This window comes from Streptomyces sp. NPDC059166, assembly GCF_042755185.1.
In the GTDB taxonomy this organism is placed as follows: domain Bacteria; phylum Actinomycetota; class Actinomycetes; order Streptomycetales; family Streptomycetaceae; genus Streptomyces.
In genome coordinates, this window is record NZ_JBHZCI010000033.1 from 1 (window position 1) to 17,863 (window position 17,863).

16 protein-coding genes are annotated in these 17,863 nt (G+C 72.7%); 4 read left to right on the forward strand and 12 right to left on the reverse strand.

The window, feature by feature from the left end:
- Positions 1-589: 589 nt before the first annotated feature.
- From proC to ACFXOA_RS23390, 6 genes are all read right to left on the reverse strand, one after another.
- A complete protein-coding gene (gene proC / locus ACFXOA_RS23365) occupies positions 590-1,399 on the reverse strand; it encodes a pyrroline-5-carboxylate reductase (RefSeq protein WP_385031823.1) in 810 nt (269 codons plus the stop codon).
- Between the two features lie 62 nt (positions 1,400-1,461).
- Positions 1,462-2,220: an ABC transporter permease gene (locus ACFXOA_RS23370; protein WP_385031826.1), complete on the reverse strand. Its 759-nt coding sequence runs from the start codon at positions 2,218-2,220 to the stop codon at positions 1,462-1,464.
- Positions 2,217-3,020 carry an ABC transporter ATP-binding protein gene (locus tag ACFXOA_RS23375; RefSeq protein WP_385031829.1) on the reverse strand — a complete coding sequence of 268 codons (804 nt, stop codon included), beginning with the start codon at positions 3,018-3,020 and terminating at the stop codon, positions 2,217-2,219. Before ACFXOA_RS23375 ends, ACFXOA_RS23370 begins: the two co-directional genes overlap by 4 nt.
- A gap of 58 nt (positions 3,021-3,078) precedes the next feature.
- On the reverse strand, positions 3,079-3,849 hold the full coding sequence (locus ACFXOA_RS23380) for a class I SAM-dependent methyltransferase (protein ID WP_385031832.1): 771 nt from the start codon (positions 3,847-3,849) through the stop codon (positions 3,079-3,081).
- A gap of 50 nt (positions 3,850-3,899) precedes the next feature.
- Positions 3,900-4,439, reverse strand: a complete 540-nt coding sequence (locus tag ACFXOA_RS23385) for a hypothetical protein (protein WP_385031835.1) — start codon at positions 4,437-4,439, stop codon at positions 3,900-3,902.
- A 56-nt stretch (positions 4,440-4,495) separates the two neighbouring features.
- Positions 4,496-4,828: an SH3 domain-containing protein gene (locus tag ACFXOA_RS23390; RefSeq protein ID WP_385031837.1), complete on the reverse strand. Its 333-nt coding sequence runs from the start codon at positions 4,826-4,828 to the stop codon at positions 4,496-4,498.
- 138 nt (positions 4,829-4,966) lie between these two features.
- Here ACFXOA_RS23390 and ACFXOA_RS23395 point away from each other — a divergent pair, with 138 nt between their 5' ends.
- Positions 4,967-7,102, forward strand: a complete 2,136-nt coding sequence (locus ACFXOA_RS23395) for a PQQ-binding-like beta-propeller repeat protein (protein WP_385032061.1) — start codon at positions 4,967-4,969, stop codon at positions 7,100-7,102.
- Positions 7,103-7,134: 32 nt separating this feature from the next.
- On the opposite strand, the gene ilvD is transcribed toward ACFXOA_RS23395, so the two are convergent.
- The 5 genes from ilvD to ACFXOA_RS23420 form a co-directional block, all read right to left on the reverse strand.
- On the reverse strand, positions 7,135-8,985 hold the full coding sequence (ilvD, locus tag ACFXOA_RS23400) for a dihydroxy-acid dehydratase (protein WP_385031840.1): 1,851 nt from the start codon (positions 8,983-8,985) through the stop codon (positions 7,135-7,137).
- 135 nt (positions 8,986-9,120) lie between these two features.
- Entirely contained in the window at positions 9,121-10,368 is a 1,248-nt protein-coding gene (locus ACFXOA_RS23405) for a PQQ-binding-like beta-propeller repeat protein (RefSeq protein WP_385031843.1), read from the reverse strand.
- Positions 10,369-10,541: 173 nt separating this feature from the next.
- Positions 10,542-11,165 carry a TetR family transcriptional regulator gene (locus ACFXOA_RS23410; protein WP_385031846.1) on the reverse strand — a complete coding sequence of 208 codons (624 nt, stop codon included), beginning with the start codon at positions 11,163-11,165 and terminating at the stop codon, positions 10,542-10,544.
- Positions 11,162-11,986 carry a sugar phosphate isomerase/epimerase family protein gene (locus tag ACFXOA_RS23415; protein WP_385031849.1) on the reverse strand — a complete coding sequence of 275 codons (825 nt, stop codon included), beginning with the start codon at positions 11,984-11,986 and terminating at the stop codon, positions 11,162-11,164. The genes ACFXOA_RS23410 and ACFXOA_RS23415 overlap by 4 nt, the downstream gene beginning before the upstream one ends.
- 81 nt (positions 11,987-12,067) lie before the next feature.
- Positions 12,068-13,018 carry a Ppx/GppA family phosphatase gene (locus ACFXOA_RS23420; RefSeq protein ID WP_385031852.1) on the reverse strand — a complete coding sequence of 317 codons (951 nt, stop codon included), beginning with the start codon at positions 13,016-13,018 and terminating at the stop codon, positions 12,068-12,070.
- 50 nt (positions 13,019-13,068) lie between these two features.
- Between ACFXOA_RS23420 and ACFXOA_RS23425 the strand changes: the two genes are divergently transcribed.
- Both ACFXOA_RS23425 and ACFXOA_RS23430 read left to right on the forward strand, forming a co-directional pair.
- Positions 13,069-13,425: a zinc ribbon domain-containing protein gene (locus ACFXOA_RS23425; RefSeq protein ID WP_385031855.1), complete on the forward strand. Its 357-nt coding sequence runs from the start codon at positions 13,069-13,071 to the stop codon at positions 13,423-13,425.
- Between the two features lie 58 nt (positions 13,426-13,483).
- Positions 13,484-14,323, forward strand: coding sequence for a hypothetical protein (locus tag ACFXOA_RS23430; RefSeq protein WP_385031858.1), 840 nt, complete (start codon positions 13,484-13,486; stop codon positions 14,321-14,323).
- Positions 14,324-14,426: 103 nt separating this feature from the next.
- On the opposite strand, the gene ACFXOA_RS23435 is transcribed toward ACFXOA_RS23430, so the two are convergent.
- Positions 14,427-16,253, reverse strand: coding sequence for a hypothetical protein (locus ACFXOA_RS23435; RefSeq protein ID WP_385031861.1), 1,827 nt, complete (start codon positions 16,251-16,253; stop codon positions 14,427-14,429).
- Positions 16,254-16,390: 137 nt separating this feature from the next.
- On the opposite strand from ACFXOA_RS23435, the gene radA reads away from it, so the two are divergent.
- The gene (radA, locus tag ACFXOA_RS23440) at positions 16,391-17,803 is read left to right on the forward strand and encodes a DNA repair protein RadA (RefSeq protein ID WP_385031864.1); all 1,413 of its coding nucleotides are present in this window, start codon (positions 16,391-16,393) and stop codon (positions 17,801-17,803) included.
- Positions 17,804-17,863: the final 60 nt, after the last annotated feature.

Genomic DNA, 17,863 nt, shown 5'->3' on the forward strand with positions numbered 1-17,863 from the left:
CCGTTTCACCGGGGCCCTCCGGGCGCTTCCCTTCGTTCTTGCGTTTCCGACTCTATCAGACTCTTTCGTGTCCGATTCCCGGCCGAAGCGGGTTCATACTGTTTCGCTTTCCAGTTCTTCGCTTTCGCGTTTCCCTTTCCGGCGAGTCCGACTCTATCAGATCCTTTCGGGCCTGATTCCCAGTCAGCGGGGTTCGCCATCCGGGCCGTTGGGCCCTTCCGACGAGTGAGACTTTAGCGGAATCCCCGGCCCCGACGCTAATCGGGGTTTCCTTCGAACGCTGATTCCTCATTTCGCACGTGCGCACGTAAAAGCAGGCGACAGATGTCGCTTGTTTCGAGTGGTTACTGCGGAATGGCTGTCCGGGGACCGACCGGAGTCGGCGCTCACGTCGGACAACTCGGAGAACACTACGGATCCCGGTGGGGCGTGTCAACCCCCCTCCGCGAGGACCGGGCGGGTGCGCTGCCCGCCTCGTGGACGGGGTGTCAGCGGCGGCCTCCGGGCCACTGCCGTGAGCTGCGCGGCGGTGGCCCGGACTGCGTGGGCGCGCGGCGCGGGACCGGTGCCCGGCTCGGCGCGCGACGGCTCAGCCGTTACCTGTGGCCAGCTCGCGGCTTCGGTCCCGGGCTGCTTCGAGGGCGGCGATGAGCGCGGCTCGTACACCGTGGTTCTCGAGCTCACGGATCGCGCTGATGGTCGTGCCGGCCGGACTGGTCACGGCCTCGCGGAGCTTCACCGGGTGTTCGCCGCTGTCGCGGAGCATGACCGCGGCGCCGATGGCCGCCTGGACGATCAGGTCGTGGGCCTGGGCCCTGGGCAGGCCGAGCAGGATGCCCGCGTCGGTCATCGCCTCGACGAGGAAGTAGAAGTAGGCGGGGCCTGATCCCGAGAGCGCGGTGGCCGCGTCCTGCTGGGACTCGGGCACCCGCAGGGTCTTGCCGACCCCGCCGAAGATCGATTCGGCGTGGCCGAGGTGCTCGGCGGTCGCGTGGCTGCCGGCGCTGATGACCGACATCCCCTCGTCCACCAGGACGGGGGTGTTCGGCATGACCCGCACGACGGGGGTTCCGTCGGCGAGGCTGTCCTCGATGAAGCCGGTCGTGATGCCCGCGGCGGCACTGATGACCAGGCGGTCGGGGGTGACGTGGGGGGCGAGCTCCGCGAGCAGCGTGCCCATGTCCTGCGGCTTGACCGCCAGGATCAGGATGTCGGCGCTCTTGGCGGCCTCGGCGTTGGTGACCGCCTCGACTCCGTAGCGGTTGCGGAGCTTCTCGGCCCGGTCGGGACGGCGGGTCGTCACCAGCAGGTCGGCGGGCCGCCAGCCGGCCCGGATCATCCCGCTGAGCAGGGCTTCGCCGATCTTTCCCGTACCGAGGACTGCGACTGTCTGGGGCATGCGGTTCATCCTCCGGGGCGGTGCGGGGCACTGGTCGTGGGCGCCATCCTCGCACCGTGGCGTCAGGTGGTGCGGCGGCGGAGGGTGACCGCGCCCAGGCACAGGACGAGCAGGGCGCAGCCGGCGACGATCAGGATGTCGCGGTAGAAGTCGGCCGTGACGTCGGTGTGGGTGAGGACCTGGTTCATCCCGTCGACGGCGTACGACATCGGCAGGACGTCCGAGACGGCTTCCAGGACGGGGTGCATCCGGTCGCGGGGTACGAACAGACCGCACAGCAGCAGCTGCGGGAAGATCACGGCCGGCATGAACTGGACGGCCTGGAACTCGGAGGCGGCGAAGGCCGACACGAACAGCCCGAGGGCCGTGCCGAGGAGCGCGTCGAGGAGGGCGACCAGGAGCAGCAGCCAGGGGGATCCGACGACGTCGAGCCCGAGCGCCCATACGGATATGGCGGTGGCCAGCAGGGACTGGGCGACCGCCACGGCGCCGAAGGCCAGGGCGTATCCGGCGATCAGGTCGCCCTTGCCGAGCGGCAGGGCGAGGAGGCGTTCGAGGGTGCCCGAGGTGCGTTCGCGGAGGGTGGCGATCGAGGTCACGAGGAACATCGTGATCAGCGGGAAGATCCCGAGCAGCGAGGCGCCGATGGAGTCGAAGGTCCTCGGGTCGCCGTCGAAGACGTAGCGGAGCAGGGTGATCATCAGGACCGGCACGACCAGCAGCAGCGCGATGGTGCGGGGGTCGTGGCGGAGCTGGCTCAGCACACGGCCGGCGGTGGCGAGGGTGCGGGCCGGGGAGAGCGCGGGGGCGTCGGTGCTCATCGGGTGGTCTCCTGGCGGGCGGAGGCGGCGTCGGCAGTTGCTTCGTCGGCGGCGGCTTCGTCGACGAGGTGGAGGAACGCCTCCTCGACGGTGGCGGACGAGGTGCGGGTGCGGAGGGCGTCGGGGGTGTCGTCGGCGAGGATCCGGCCCTCCCTCATGAGGAGCAGCCGGTGGCAGCGCTCGGCCTCGTCCATGACGTGCGAGGAGACGAGGATGGTGGTCCCCCGGTCGGCGGCCAGGGTGTGGAAGAGGTCCCACAGGTCCCGGCGGAGCACGGGGTCCAGTCCGACGGTCGGCTCGTCGAGGACCAGGAGCTCAGGGGTGCCCAGCAGGGCGACGGCGAGGGAGACCCGGCTGAGCTGGCCGCCGGAGAGCCGTCCGGCGAGGGCGTCCGCGTGGCTGGTGAGGTCGACGTCGCCGATGGCACGGGCGACGGCCTCCTCTCGGGAGGCGCGGTGTGCGCGGCCCGGCTGGAGTACCGCCGCGAAGTAGTCGAGGTTCTGTCGGACGCTGAGGTCCGTGTAGACGGACGGGGCCTGGGTGACGTAGCCGACGCGGGGCCGCAGCGACGGGTGGCCCGCGGGGTGGCCGAGGACGTCGAGCGTGCCGGAGACCTTGGCCTGGGTGCCGACGACCGCGCGCATGAGCGTGGACTTGCCGCAGCCGGACGGGCCGAGGAGCCCGGTGATCCCGCCCGGCTCGACGGTGAAGTCGAGTCCGCGCAGGACCGTCCGGTCTCCCCGTACGACGGTGAGGGCGCGGGCGTCGACCGCATGCGCGACACGCGGAGAATTCATCATGTGATGAATATGGTCCCGGCGCACGGGCCCCGTCAAGGGATGCCGCGTGCCCGAAGGGTCAGCGCCGGAGTACCGCCAGCTCGACCACGTAGCTCTCCTCGACCGTCCCCTCGGGGAAGACCTCGGTCAGGCGGGCGCGCTCCTCGGTGAGGAACCGGCGGGTGGACCCGCCGCCGTCGCCGTCGCGTACGAGGAACGCGGAGTGGGTGGCGAGGTTGGCCAGGTGGGTGTCGACGGGAACCGTCCGGGACCAGCGGAGCACTCGTCGGGTGAAGCCGGCGTCGGGGAGGCTTCCGAGATTCCGCGTGCCGGATCCCGCCGGTGTGCCGTGCACGCTCTCGCCCGCGCCGAGATGGGCGTGCAGCCGGGCGTCCTGGTCGGCGATCCAGGGGACGGTGTGGTCGGAGACGTTCCACCAGAGGGCCAGGGCTCCGCCGGGGCGCAGCACGCGGAGCGCCTCGGGGAGGGACCGTTCGGGGTCGGTCCAGTGCCAGGACTGGGCGTAGGTGATCAGGTCGGCCGACGCGGCGGCCAGGGGGAGGCGGTTCCCGTCGCCCCGGACCACCGGGACCGACGGGAGCGACCGGCGCAGCTCGGCGGCCATGCCGGGGCCGGGTTCGACCGCGGTGACCCTGGCCCCCCGGGCGAGCAGCAGCCGGGTGGCGATGCCGGTCCCGGCGCCGACGTCCGCGGTGCGTGAGCCGTGCAGCGGGCGGCCGGTCAGTTCCTCGACCGTGTCGAGGAGCGCGGGTGGGTAGCCGGGCCGGTAGGCGGCGTACCGTGCGGCGGCGGTGTCGAAGGACAGGGCGCGGGGCGTGGTTGCGGGCATGCGTTCATCATGCAGGCAACGTTTCGTCGGCGGGTCGGATCACGCGGGCTTCACCGGCGCCGGGGGTTCCTGCCCTTCGAGGTCCTGCGGGCAGCGGGGTTCCCGGTGCGTGAGGAGCGGCGCTTCTCGTACCGCGTGAGGGCCGTCTCGTACTCCGCGCGCCGCAGCTTCTCGCCGGGCGCCTCCGTGAACGAGCGGATGAAGTAGGCGAGGAGCGAGCCGATGAACCCGATCGCCTTGAGGCCGCGCAGGCGGTCCTCGGCGGCCGGGTCCGCGGGGCGGCGGGTGAAGCCCTCCCAGGTCTTGCGGAAGGCGATGGCGCTGCAGACCGCGAACATCAGCACGACGAGCGTGCCGACCAGGCCGCCGACGTCGGCGATCTCCAGGCCCTGGTAGGCGAAGCGCAGGACGAAGCAGGAGGCGACGGCCGCGACGAGCGAGCCGATCGTGGCGGCCGCGCGCCGCAGCCCGTACCCACCGTCGTGGTCGACCCAGGTCGTACCGAAGAGACGGAGGGGTTCGGGCCGCGGGCCGGGCGTCGTGCTTCCCGCGGGCGCCGGCGTTGCTGGGGTCTCGCTGTTCTCGCTCACGGGATCGATTGTCCCAGGGCGGATGGCGTTCGCGTCGGCGTGCCGCCGTCGTGCGGTCAGTCGCAGCGCGTAGCGATGTAGCCGTCACTGCCCGTCTTGACGTAGGCGTCGGAGACGAACTGGCCGTTGGCGATGTTGTCCCAGAGGTTCGACGTGCCGTAGGGGCCCGTCACCCGTTCCCCCGGCTTCTGGCAGTACACCGGGACGCTCATCCCGTAGGGCAGCGTCCTGACGATTCCGTACTGCGTGCCCGGTCCCCGGCGGACGTTGACCCGGTAGCCGGGGGCGATCGGGTAGACGACCACATCCGCGGCGAGCGCCGACACCTCTCCCGCCGCCGTCCCGTCGTCCGTGGTCGCCGTGGTGACGGCGTTCTCCTCAACACCCATGTGGGCCTCCCCCGTTGAAAGTTTCGCGTGTGAAGGTGACGCGTGTGACGCGCAGGCTAACAACCGTCACCCTCATCGCACACACCATCGACTAGGCTCCGTGCGTCGCGCTTGCGCACGGACACACGGGGGTGGGCGGTGCCGCCGCTGCAGGGGACCGGATCACATCCGGAAGCGGAGCATCCTGAGTACGCCGGGCAGTACCGGCTCGAGGCATGTCTCGGTGCGGGCGGCATGGGTGTCGTACACCTGGCGCGCTCCGCCTCCGGGCTGCAGCTCGCGGTCAAGGTGGTGCACCGGCAGCATGCGACGGACCCTGAGTTCAGGGCGCGTTTCCGTCAGGAGGTCGCTGCCGCGCGCAGGGTCAGCGGGGCCTTCACCGCACCGGTCGTGGACGCCGATCCGGACGCCGCGCTGCCCTGGATGGCCACCCTCTACGTGCCGGGCCCGACGCTCGCCGCGCAGGTGAAGCGGAACGGCCCGATGAGCCCGGCCGGGCTGCGCAGGCTCACCGCGGGCCTCGCCGAGGCGCTGCGCGACATCCACCGGGCCGGAGTGGTCCACCGGGACCTCAAGCCGGGGAACGTCCTGCTGCCCGACTCCGGTCCCAAGGTCATCGACTTCGGGATCTCCCGGCCGTACGACAGCGACGTGCGTACGGAGACGGGCCGGCTCATCGGGTCGCCGCCGTACATGGCGCCCGAGCAGTTCCAGCGTCCACGCGAGGTCGGGCCGGCGGCGGACGTGTTCGCGCTCGGGGCGGTGCTGGTCCACGCCGCGACCGGCCGGGGGCCCTTCGACTCCGACAGCCCTTATCTCGCCGCCTACCAGGTGGTGCACGACGAGGCCGACCTGACGGGGCTGCCCGACGGCCTCGCTCCTCTGGTGGGACGGTGTCTGGCCAAGGACCCGGCGGAGCGCCCCACCCCCGGCGAGATCATGGCCGCACTGCACCCTCCGTCGTACGTGGCCGCCGCCTTCATCCCCGCTCAGCGCAGGCCGGTCCCCGTCGTGAACCCCGAAGCCGCGGGGGGCACCACCCATGTGCGGGCCGCGGACGGGCTGCCGACGGGGAGCCCGCGCTCCGGCCGGCGGCTGCTCGCCCTCGCGGCCGTCGCCGTCGCGACGCTGTGCGGCGCCGCGGGACTGTGGTCGTGGGCCTCCGGGACGCCCGGTGCACGGCCTTCCGCGGCCGATGTGCGGCCGGCTGCCTTCGCACCGTGGCGGACGACGTTGCCCGCCGGGGGTTCGGCTCCGGCCTGTACGCCGAGGAGCGGTGCGGAGCCGGCGCTGTTCTGCGTCCGGTCGGGTGCCGGCGCGGCGATGCTGGATCCGAAGGACGGCAGGACCGTCTGGTCCCGTCCGGCCGCACCCTCGCCGGAGGACTCCGCCCCGGTCGGCGCGGTGTACGGCGAGAAGGCCTGCACCGTCACGGCCGGTGAGGAACTCCGGGCGTACGCGCCCGACGACGGGACCGAGCTGTGGCACACCGGTCTCTCCGCGTACGCCGACACGCCCCTGCCGGCGGGTGACCTCCTGCTCGCCGTCCGGCGGGACGGGACGGTCGAGGCCCTCGACGCCGCCACCGGCAAGCCGACGTGGCACCACGCCGTTCCGGGTCACGAACGGCCGGGCCTGGCCCTGTACGACGCACGCACCGGGCTCGCGTACGCCTACGAGGGCTCGGCGCGGGGCTCCGGCACCCTGGTCACCGCGGTCGAGGCGGCCACCGGCCGCACCGTGTGGCAGCACAGGCTGGACGGTCAGCTCACCCCGGCCGGGACCTCGGGCGGTGCGCTCGTGCTGACCGCGGTGAACGAGAGGTCGCAGACGACCGGGCTCGTCCGTCACGACCCCGAGTCCCGCCGGACGACCCGCGTGACGCTGCCCTTCCGGATGAACGGCCCGGAGACCGTGGTGGACGGGGACACCGCCCTGCTGCTCGAACGGGGTGGGACGCTGCTGGCCGTCGACGTCCGGCCGGGTGCCGTGCCGGTCGAGCGGTGGCGGCTGGAGACGGCGGTGGGGACGACCTCGGCGCCGGTCCTCGGAGCGGACGGCCGGCTGTACTTCTCCGCCGCGGACGGGCGGCTGCTCGCCGTGGACACCGAGCACGGCACCCTCCTGGGCCAGACCCGCCCACGGCTGAGGGCGGGGAAGCTCGGCCATGCCTGGTACCTGCCCGCCCCCGTCGTCCTGGGGCGCGGTGTCATCGGCACCGCACCGGACGGATCCGTCTTCGCGGTGGACGCGGAGGACCCCGCCGCCTGGTGAGACCAGGGGGCGGGGTCCTCGGGTCGCGGAGGTCAGCCCAGCTTGGAGACGTCGCGGACGGCTCCGCGGTCCGCGCTCGTCGCCATCGCGGCGTAGGCGCGCAGGGCCGCCGAGACCTTGCGGTCGCGGTTCTTCGGCGCGTAGACGCCGTTCAGCGCCTCGCGGCGGGTGGCGAGCTCCGCCTCGGGGACGAGCAGCTCGATGGAGCGGTTGGGGATGTCGATCCGGATCCGGTCGCCGTCCTCGACCAGTGCGATCGCGCCGCCGGCCGCCGCCTCGGGCGAGGCGTGGCCGATGGAGAGGCCGGACGTGCCGCCGGAGAAGCGCCCGTCGGTGATGAGCGCGCAGGTCTTGCCGAGGCCGCGCCCCTTGAGGAAGGACGTCGGGTAGAGCATCTCCTGCATGCCGGGGCCGCCGCGCGGACCCTCGTAGCGGATGACGACGACGTCGCCGTGCGTGATCTCCTTGCGGAGGATCTTGTCGACGGCGTCCTCCTGCGACTCGCAGACGACGGCCGGCCCCTCGAAGGTCCAGATCGACTCGTCGACGCCCGCCGTCTTCACGACGCAGCCGTCCACGGCGATGTTGCCCTTGAGGACCGCGAGCCCGCCGTCCTTGGAGTACGCGTGCTCCAGGTCGCGGATGCAGCCGCCGGCCGCGTCCACGTCCAGGGTGTCCCAGCGCTCGGACTGCGAGAAGGCGGTCGCGGAGCGGACGCAGCCGGGGGCCGCGTGCCAGAGCTCCACGGCCTCGGGGGTCGCGGAGCCGCCGCGGACGTCCCAGTCCTTCAGCCACTCGGCGAGCGAGTCGGAGTGGACCGAGTGCACGTCCTCGTTGAGCAGCCCGCCGCGGTGCAGCTCGCCCAGCAGGGCGGGGATGCCGCCCGCGCGGTGGACGTCCTCCATGTAGTACGTGCCGCCGGGGGCGACGTTGGGGGCGACCTTCGACAGACACGGAACGCGGCGCGAGACCTCGTTGATGTCGTCGAGGGTGTAGCTGAGCTGAGCCTCCTCGGCCGCGGCCAGCAGGTGCAGGATCGTGTTGGTCGAACCGCCCATGGCGATGTCCAGCGCCATGGCGTTCTCGAACGCGGCGCGTGTGCCGATGGAGCGCGGCAGGACGGTCTCGTCGTCCTGCTCGTAGTAGCGCCTGGTGATGTCGACGACCGTGCGGCCGGCGTTCTCGTACAGCGCCCTGCGGGCGGTGTGCGTGGCGAGGACCGAGCCGTTGCCGGGGAGGGAGAGGCCGAGCGCCTCGGTCAGGCAGTTCATCGAGTTGGCGGTGAACATGCCGGAACAGCTGCCGCACGTGGGGCAGGCGTTCTCCTCGATCCGGAGGATGTCCTCGTCGGAGATGCTCTCGTCGACCGCGTCGCTGATCGCGTTGACCAGGTCCAGCTTGCGGACCGTGCCGTCGACGAGGGTGGCCTTGCCGGCCTCCATCGGGCCGCCGGAGACGAACACCGTGGGGATGTTGAGGCGCATCGCGGCCATCAGCATGCCGGGGGTGATCTTGTCGCAGTTGGAGATGCAGATCAGGGCGTCGGCGCAGTGGGCCTCGACCATGTACTCGACGCTGTCGGCGATGAGGTCGCGCGAGGGCAGGCTGTAGAGCATGCCGCCGTGGCCCATGGCGATGCCGTCGTCCACCGCGATGGTGTTGAACTCGCGGGGCACCGCGCCCGCGGCCTTGATCGCCTCGGAGACGATCCGGCCGACGGGGGCGAGGTGGGTGTGGCCCGGCACGAACTCCGTGAAGGAGTTGGCCACCGCGACGATCGGCTTACCGATGTCCTCACTGGCTACGCCGGACGCCCGCATAAGGGCGCGGGCGCCCGCCATGTTGCGGCCGTGGGTGACAGTGCGGGACCTCAGCTGGGGCATCGTCTCTCGCTCCTTCGACAGAAAAGACTGTCTACGAGCGTACGCCCCTCGTGCCAAGATCTGGACAGCCCGTCCGTTATGCGGGACGGGCTGCCCAGTGGGCGGGCACTCCGGTGACGGTCGCCCGGTCGGCGCTCACCCTGCCGGCAGGGCCTGGACGCGGTCGCCGTGCAGGGCCGCGAGCCGGTCGCCCGCGGCCGCCACGTACCACTGGTCCTCCGAGCGCTGCCCGTCGTTGAAGGTCCAGCGGAGCTTCCCGGTCCCCGCGTCGTACGCCTGGACACCACCGTTCTTGTCGAACTGCGTCGCGCCGAACAGCGTGTCACCGGCCTTGACGAACTGGACCGGTACGGAGACGTCGAGCAGGGCGGTGGTGCGCCACCGCTGCTTGCCCGTCGCCGCGTCGACGGCCCATACGGCGTGCGTGCTGTCCGAGACGTAGAGGGTCCCGTCGACGACGCTCGGGCCGAGGAACATGGCGAACTCGTCGGTCTTCAGCGACCAGCGTTCACCGCCGTCCTCCAGGGAGCACGCGCGCAGGTTCCTGCTGTCGGAGACGTACACGAGGCCCTCGTGCACGGCGATCCTGTCGAAGTTGGAACGGCTGATCTTCTTCGTCCACAGCTGGCGTCCGGTCGCGGTGTCACGGACGGTCAGGTTCTTCTTGTGGTCCGTGTAGACGAGCCGGTCGCCGAGGACCGCCGAGGTGATCCCGTACTCCTCCGTCCCCGCGTCGCGCCGCTCGCTCCACACGGCCTTGCCGGTGCGCACGTCGATGGCGGCGATGACGTTGGTGGGAGAGGTGAAGTCCTTCTCCAGGATGCCGGCGATCACATAGACCCGGTCCTCGTCGGCTCCCACCGGCCGCGGCTGGTCGTAGCGCCCGCCCAGGCTGCTGCGCCACGTCTCCTCGCCGGTGGCCGGGTCGAGACCGACGACATCGCCGTCGTACTCGCCACTGGCCAGGTAGAGGGTGCCGCCGCCCATGATCAGCCGCGCGCCGGGCGTCGCGACGCCCTTGCGTGACCAGAGCTGCCTGCCGGTGGCGATGTCACGGCCGACCAGCGGATCGCCGGCGACCAGGACCACGTTCCCGACGACGGCCAGCACCTCCTGGTTGCCGAGGGTCCCCACCGAGGCCTCCTGCTGCCACAGGACGCGGGGCGCGCCTCCCGCGGCCGGGGTGGCCGTGGAACCTCCGCCGCTCTTCCCGGGCTTCGGACCCTCCATGCCTCCGTTGGCATCCACCTCCTCCGGACCGCAGGCCGTCAGCGCCCCTGCGAGGGCCAGGCCGAGGCCGGCGCCCGCCATGCGCAGCAGCTGTCTGCGGGAAGGTGCGGCTGCGCGGCCCTCGTCCGTCGTCCGCCCGCTTCGTGTCGTCATGTCCGGCTCCCCCGTGGTTGTCGTCAGCAATCGGTCCCGGCCGTTCACCGGCTTCGCACAGACAAGCAGCGGGATCCGGCGCTGAACAGGGCCCGACACCGATCCGCGACAGCGTTGTGAAGTAACCGCGACGCCCGTCGCGGAAGCAGAACTCGCACCAGCAAACGCCGGACTCAGCCGTCGGCGAGATACCGCTGGAGCGTCGGCGCCACCATGGCGACGATCTTCTCGGGGTCGGCCGAGGCGAGTGGTTCGGCCTGGACGACGTACCGCAGGACCGCGATGCCGATCATGTGCGAGGCGGCGAGCTCTGCACGGAAGGTCGGGTCGGGCACGTCGAGCTCCGCCGCCACGCGCTCCAGCAGCCGGCTCAGCACGAACCCGCGCAGCACCTTCGCAGCCGCCTCGTGCGTGAGGGCCGACCGGAGGATGGCCAGCAGCGGAGCCCTGGAGGCCGGGTTCTCCCATACGCCGATGAAGACGCGGGCGAGCCGCTCCCCCATGTCCTCCTCGGGGCCGTCGAGGATCTCGGGAAGGGCGAGGGCGGGCTCGAAGGAGACCTCGATCGCCGCGCCGAAGACCTCGTCCTTCGTGCCGAAGTAGTGGTGGACCAGGGCGGCGTCCACGCCGGCCGCCCTGGCGACGGCCCGGACCGAGGTCTTGTCGTAGCCGCGCCGGGCGAATTCCGTACGGGCGGCTTCCAGGATGCGGGTCCTGGCGTCGGGCCCCGCACCGCTCTCCGTGCGCGCCGGCCGCCCCCGGCGGCGCGGGGCCGCGCCGTCCGCGCCGGGCGTCACGGGCGTGGCGCCCGCGTCGGGGAGGCCAGATGGAGGCGGGTGAAGGCGAGCGCCTCCGCGAGGTCCGCCTCGCGCTCGGCCGACGACATGGCGCGCCGGGTGTTGACCTCGATGACCACATGGCCGTCGAACCCCGTGCGGGCCAGCCTCTCCAGGAGCTCCGCGCAGGGCTGGTCACCGCGGCCGGGAACCAGGTGCTCGTCCTTGCCGGAACCCTTGCCGTCGGCGAGGTGGACGTGGGCGAGGCGGTCGCCCATGCGGTCCACCATGGCCAGGCTGTCCGTGCGCGCGGTCGAGGTGTGCGACAGGTCCACGGTGAAGTGCCGGTAGTCGTCGTTGCTGACGTCCCACGCGGGTGCGTACGCGAGCATCTCGCGGTCCCGGTAGCGCCACGGGTACATGTTCTCCACCGCGAAGCGCACGTCCGTCTCGTCCGCCATGCGCCAGATCCCGCTCACGAAGTCACGGGCGTAGTTGCGCTGCCACCGGAAGGGCGGGTGGACGACCACCGTCGACGCGCCGAGCTCCTCGGCCGCGGCCCTGGCCCGCTGGAGCTTGACCCAGGGATCGGTGGACCAGACCCGCTGGGTGATCAGCAGGCAGGGGGCGTGCACGGCGAGAATCGGCACCTGGTGGTGGTCCGACAGCCGTTTCAGCGCCTCGACGTCCTGGCTGACGGGGTCCGTCCAGACCATGACCTCGACACCGTCGTAGCCCAGGCGCGCGGCGATCTCGAAGGCCGTCGCCGTGGACTCCGGATAGACGGAGGCCGTAGACAGGGCGACCTTCGCATCCGGGATGCGCACCACTGGTTCTGCCACGTGGACAGGGTACGGGCCGTGCCGCGTACAGCCGAGGGAGCCCGGCTGAAAGTGAGAAGGCCCATGAGGTGCGGCCGGGGTTCAGCCGGTCAGCGCCGCCTGCCGCGGAGGCAGGTGGTCGAGGCGGCGCAGGATGACTCCTTCGCGCAGCGCCCAGGGGCAGATCTCCAGCTCCTCCACGCCGAACAGATCCATGGCGCCCTCGGCGACGAGGGCGCCGGCGAGGAGTTGCGGGGCGCGGCCCTCGGTGACCCCGGGCAGCGTGCCGCGCTGCTCGGCGGTCATCGACGACAGCTTCGGCACCCACTCCTCCAGGGCCTTGCGGGTGAGGACGCGCTGCACGTGGAGCCCTTCCGCGGAACGAGCGGCTCCGGATATCCGGGCGAGCTGCCGGAAGGTCTTGGAGGTCCCGACGACATGGTCGGGCGGTCCCAGGCGGGTGAACTCCCCGACCGTACGGGCGATTCCGGCGCGTACGTGGCGCCGCAGCGCGCGTACGTCCGCCGGGTCGGGCGGGTCTCCGGGCAGCCAGCCGGCGGTGAGCCGTCCGGCGCCGAACGGAAGCGACACCGCGGCGTCCGGTTCCTCGTCCATGCCGTACCCGATCTCCAGCGAGCCTCCGCCGATGTCCAGGACGAGCAGCTTTCCCGCCGACCAGCCGAACCAGCGGCGGGCGGCGAGGAAGGTGAGCCGGGCCTCCTCCGCACCGCTGAGGACGGCCAGCTCGACGCCGGTCTCGTCCCGTACCCGCGCCAGGACCTGGTCCGCGTTGCCCGCCTCGCGGACCGCCGACGTGGCGAAGGCCAGCACGTCCTCGCAGCCCTTGTCCTCGGCCGCCTGGAGCGCCCCGGCGATCGTGGTGACGAGCCGTTCCACTCCCACCGGGCCGATCGACCCCTCCGGGTCGAGGAGTTCGGCGAGCCGCAGCTCCGCCTTGTGCGAGTGCGCGGGCTGCGGGCGGGCACCGGGGTGCGCGTCGACCACCAGCAGGTGCACCGTGTTCGACCCCACGTCGAGGACTCCGAGTCTCATACGGGAACGCTACCGGGACTGTTCGCAGTGCACCGGGCTTCGGCCCGGTGGTGAAGCGAATCGAAGAGCTGCTCCGACCTCGGCTGTGTGCACGGATCCGCACCGTTCACCTCAGCCCGGTCCGGTACGGGCGCACCTTCGTGAAGATCGGCCGCTTCGAGCCGGCCTCCCAGGTGTGCTCGCAGCGCGGCGTGAAGCACGGCCCGAACCCGCTGCGCGTCCGTGTGCGGACGTGCGGGGCGTGCGGGGCGGTCCTGGGCCGGGACGTCAACGCGGCGGTCGACGTCGCCAAGGCTGCCGGACCGGCCGTGTCGGCCTGTCGAGCGCGGGCAGGACCGGAACGTGTTCCGGCGCCGTGCGGCGAAGCAGGAACCCACCCGACGCCCCAGCCCTCAACGGCGCGGTAGGCGGGAACCGCCGCCCTTCAAGGGCGGCGAGGATGTCGATGCGGCTTACTCTGGGCTCGTGCCAAAGACGAAAAAGGCGAAGCCGGACAAAGCCGCGAAGCAGCAGAAAACGAAGCAGGAGATGCCGCAGCCGGAAGCAACGGGGCCCGACGGACCCGACGAGAAGGGGCTCGACTTCGCGCGGGCCTGGGTCGAGTTCCCCGACCCCGCCGACGACGAGCAGGTCTTCCGCTGCGACCTGACCTGGCTGACGTCCAGGTGGAACTGCATCTTCGGCAGTGGCTGCCAGGGCATCCAGGCCGGCCGCGCCGACGACGGCTGCTGCACCCTGGGGGCGCACTTCTCGGACGAGGACGACGAGAAGCGGGTGGCGGGTCACGTCGCACGGCTCACCCCGGACGTCTGGCAGTTCCACGACGTCGGCGCGGAGACGGGCTGGGTCGGCGTCGACGAGGACGGTGAGCGCCAGACGCGGCGCTGGGAGGGGTCCTGCATCTTCCAGAACCGTCCCGGGTTCGCGGGCGGCGCGGGCTGCGCCCTGCACATCCTCGCGCTCCGGGAGGGCAAGGAGCCGCTGGAGACCAAGCCCGACGTGTGCTGGCAGCTGCCGGTCCGCCGGACCTACGACTGGATCGAGCGGCCCGACGACACACGCGTGCTGCAGATCTCGATCGGGGAGTACGACCGCAGGGGCTGGGGTCCGGGCGGCCACGACCTCCACTGGTGGTGCACCTCGGCGACCTCCGCGCACGGGGCCGGCGAGCCGGTGTACGTGTCCTACCGCCCCGAGCTCATCGAGCTGATGGGCAAGGAGGCCTACGACCGGCTGGTCGAGCTGTGCGAGCAGCGGCTGGCGTCGCTGCTCCCGATGGCACCGCACCCGGCCGACCCGGCCTGACGGCCCGCGGCGGGAAACGCCCGCCCTCCGCGGCGGGCCCGGTCCGGCCGGGTGGCCGAGGGCGCACCGGCGCCCCGCCCCGCGGCCGGTCCGCCGCCTCGTGTCAGCTCCCGGGCGCGGGCGGCTCGCTCTCGCCGTCCGCCGGGCCGGAGGGCGTGGGTTCGGTGGCGCCACCGGTGGGCGAGACCGTGGGCCCGGGTGATCCCGGATCCGTCGGTGTACCGGTCGGTGCGGGGGTCGGGTCCGGTGAACCCGTGGGCGCGGTGGGGTCCGGGGTCGGGGACGGCGACGCCGGCGGGGTGGAGTGCGGGGGGCGCGGGCTCTCCGACGACGGATCGGGAGCGGGTCCCGGGCTGCCGGGGCGCGGCGCGGCCGGCCCGCGGCCGGTGATCGACACCGCGGAGCCGGACGGTGAGAGCAGAACCCTCGCGTTCCAGGGCCCGTGCGGCTGGGCCGCGCGGTCGACGAGGACGACGAAGGTGGTGCTCCGGCCGGGGGCGAGGGTGCCCGACGTACGGCTGAGGCGCAGCCACGGGGCGTCCGCCCGCGCCGACCAGGTGACGGCCCGATCGCCCGTCGCGGTCAGGGTGATCACCGTACGGTCGCCCGAGGTGTGTGCGGACACCGTCGGTGCGCCCGCAACCGCTCCGCGCCGGGTGACGCTGACCACCTCCGCCGACACCTCAGCCCGGGACTCCTCCGTGAAACCGCCGTCGTCCTCCGGGCGGGCGTTGCCGGCGTTCTCGTAGCGGTCGTACGGCTCGCTCCCGCTGCCGGGCTCGGCGTCCGTCTCGGTCGCGGCGACCGAGGTGTCCCGTCCCTCCCCGGTCTGCGGTGCGCCCCGGTAGGCGGCCCAGAGCGCGATGACCGGCGCCGCGACGACCGTGGCGACGACCGTCGTCGTCACGACCCGGGCGCGGAGGCGGTCCCTGCGCGCGGCGTGGTCCTTGGGGTCCAGCGGGAAACCGCTCCGGCCGAAGCGCGGAGCGCCGGACCGTGAACGCCGTGCGTGGGTGAGGGCCACCCGCACGGAGGGGCGGGGAGCCTCGACGACCGGCAGCACGGCGGCGGGGGTGACGGTGGCGCCCGGCCAGGGGCCGGCTGCCCCGGCCCGCTCGGCGGCGCGACGGCAGCGGGGGCAGTCGTCGACGTGGCGGACGAGTTCCCTGCGCAGAGCCGTGGAGAGCAGCACCTGCCGGGTGGCGGTGAGCCGGGCGACGGACGGGCAGTCGCCCCTCTCCACGACGGCGAGGGCGGCCCGGGTCCGCTCCAGCTCGCAGGCGGCGCCCGCCAGGAGCTCCCGGCCGCTGCACGGATCCAGCCCCAGCACCGCGGCGACCGCCCGCGGGGTGAGGCCGTGGCGTACCGCGAGCTCCAGGGCCTCGCGCTGCTCGGGGGTGGTCCCCGCCGCTTCCGGCCAGGCGAGCTGCGCGAGTTCACGGCGTCGGGCCTCGGCAGCCGGCGACTCCTGGGCGCCGCCGGTGCCGGCTGCTTCCTCCGGGGTGCCGTGGGCCCCGCGGGGCGACCTCTCGTGCGGCGTGGCGGGCCGGGGTGGCCGACGGTGCGCCTGACGTCCTCGGCGCTGCTCGGCGAGAGCGCGCAGGCACGTCCATCTGGCCAGGGCGTAGAGCCAGGATTTACGTTCCTCCTCGGCCTGGGGGCACCGGCCGTCCTGCCGTTCCGCGATCGCCAGGACCGAGCCGAGCGCCTCGGTGGCCGCCTCGTGATCGCAGAGCACCGAGAGGCAGTAGGTGAACAGGCCGTCGAGGTAGGGCTCGTAACGTGCGGGCGAACTCCGCGCCGAAGGAGGTGCCGCGCGACGCCGCGCCCGGTGTGCGCCGGTTGTGTGCGTGGGTGGCTCCAGCCTGCTGCTCGTCACCTTGCGACCGTAGGCAGAGACCGGGGCAACCCTGATGGCACTTTGCGGCATTTAATCCTTACGGGTGACGGTCTCCGTCGAAAGGGGACGGGAATCCCGGATCGCCTCGGACCTGCCGAACCGGTCACCCGTTCCGCCCGCGACGCCCGGAGGCGGGCGCTGTCGGACCCCACCGATACGGTGAGGCCATGGCTGCCCGTACGAAATCCGCGAAGGACCGGCCGTCCTACCGCTGCACGGAGTGCGGCTGGACGACCGCCAAATGGCTCGGCCGCTGCCCCGAGTGCCAGGCATGGGGGACGGTCGAGGAGTTCGGCGGTGCGCCCGCGGTCCGCACGACGGCGGCCGGCCGGGTCTCCAGCGCCGCCCTGCCGATCGGCCAGGTCGACAGCAGGCAGGCCGCGGCCCGCTCGACCGGTGTCGGCGAGCTCGACCGGGTACTCGGCGGGGGCCTGGTCCCCGGCGCCGTCGTACTGCTCGCGGGCGAGCCCGGCGTCGGCAAGTCGACGCTGCTGCTCGACGTGGCCGCCAAGGCGGCGAGCGAGGACCACCGCACGCTCTACGTCACGGCCGAGGAGTCCGCGAGTCAGGTGCGGATGCGCGCCGACCGCATCCGCGCGATCGACGACCACCTCTACCTGGCCGCCGAGACGGACCTCTCCGCGGTCCTCGGGCACCTGGACGCGGTGAAGCCGTCCCTCCTCGTCCTCGACTCCGTGCAGACCGTCGCCTCGCCCGAGATCGACGGCGCGCCCGGGGGCATGGCCCAGGTGCGCGAGGTCGCGGGAGCCCTCATCCGCGCCTCGAAGGAGCGCGGCATGTCGACGCTCCTGGTGGGCCATGTGACCAAGGAGGGCGCGATCGCGGGCCCGCGCCTGCTGGAGCACCTCGTCGACGTCGTGCTGTCCTTCGAGGGCGACCGGCACGCGCGCCTGCGGCTCGTACGCGGTGTCAAGAACCGCTACGGCGCGACGGACGAGGTCGGCTGCTTCGAGCTGCACGACGAGGGCATCACCGGCCTGGCCGACCCCTCGGGGCTCTTCCTCACCCGCCGCGACGAGCCCGTCCCGGGCACCTGCCTGACGGTCACCCTCGAGGGCAAGCGCCCGCTGGTGGCCGAGGTGCAGGCGCTGACGGTCGACTCGCAGATCCCCTCGCCCCGGCGCACGACCTCGGGCCTGGAGACCTCCCGGGTCTCGATGATGCTGGCCGTCCTGGAGCAGCGGGGCAGGATCAGCGCGCTCGGCAAGCGGGACATCTACAGCGCGACGGTGGGCGGCGTGAAGCTCACCGAACCCGCCGCGGACCTCGCGATCGCGCTCGCCCTGGCCAGCGCGGCCAGTGACACACCTCTCCCGAAGAACCTGGTCGCGATCGGCGAGGTGGGCCTCGCGGGCGAGGTCAGAAGGGTGACGGGGGTCCAGCGGAGGCTCGCGGAGGCGTCCCGCCTCGGGTTCAAGCACGCCCTGGTCCCCAGGGATCCGGGGCAGGTTCCGGCGGGTATGAAGGTGACGGAGGTGGCCGACATGGGCGACGCCCTCAGGGCGCTCCCGCGCCGCTCTCGGCCGGACGGACCACAGGAGGACGGCGCACGCCGGTAGACTTTGCCCTGGTCTCGCCCGCCCGTACGACGGTATGAGGGACGCAAGGGCGCCGCAAAC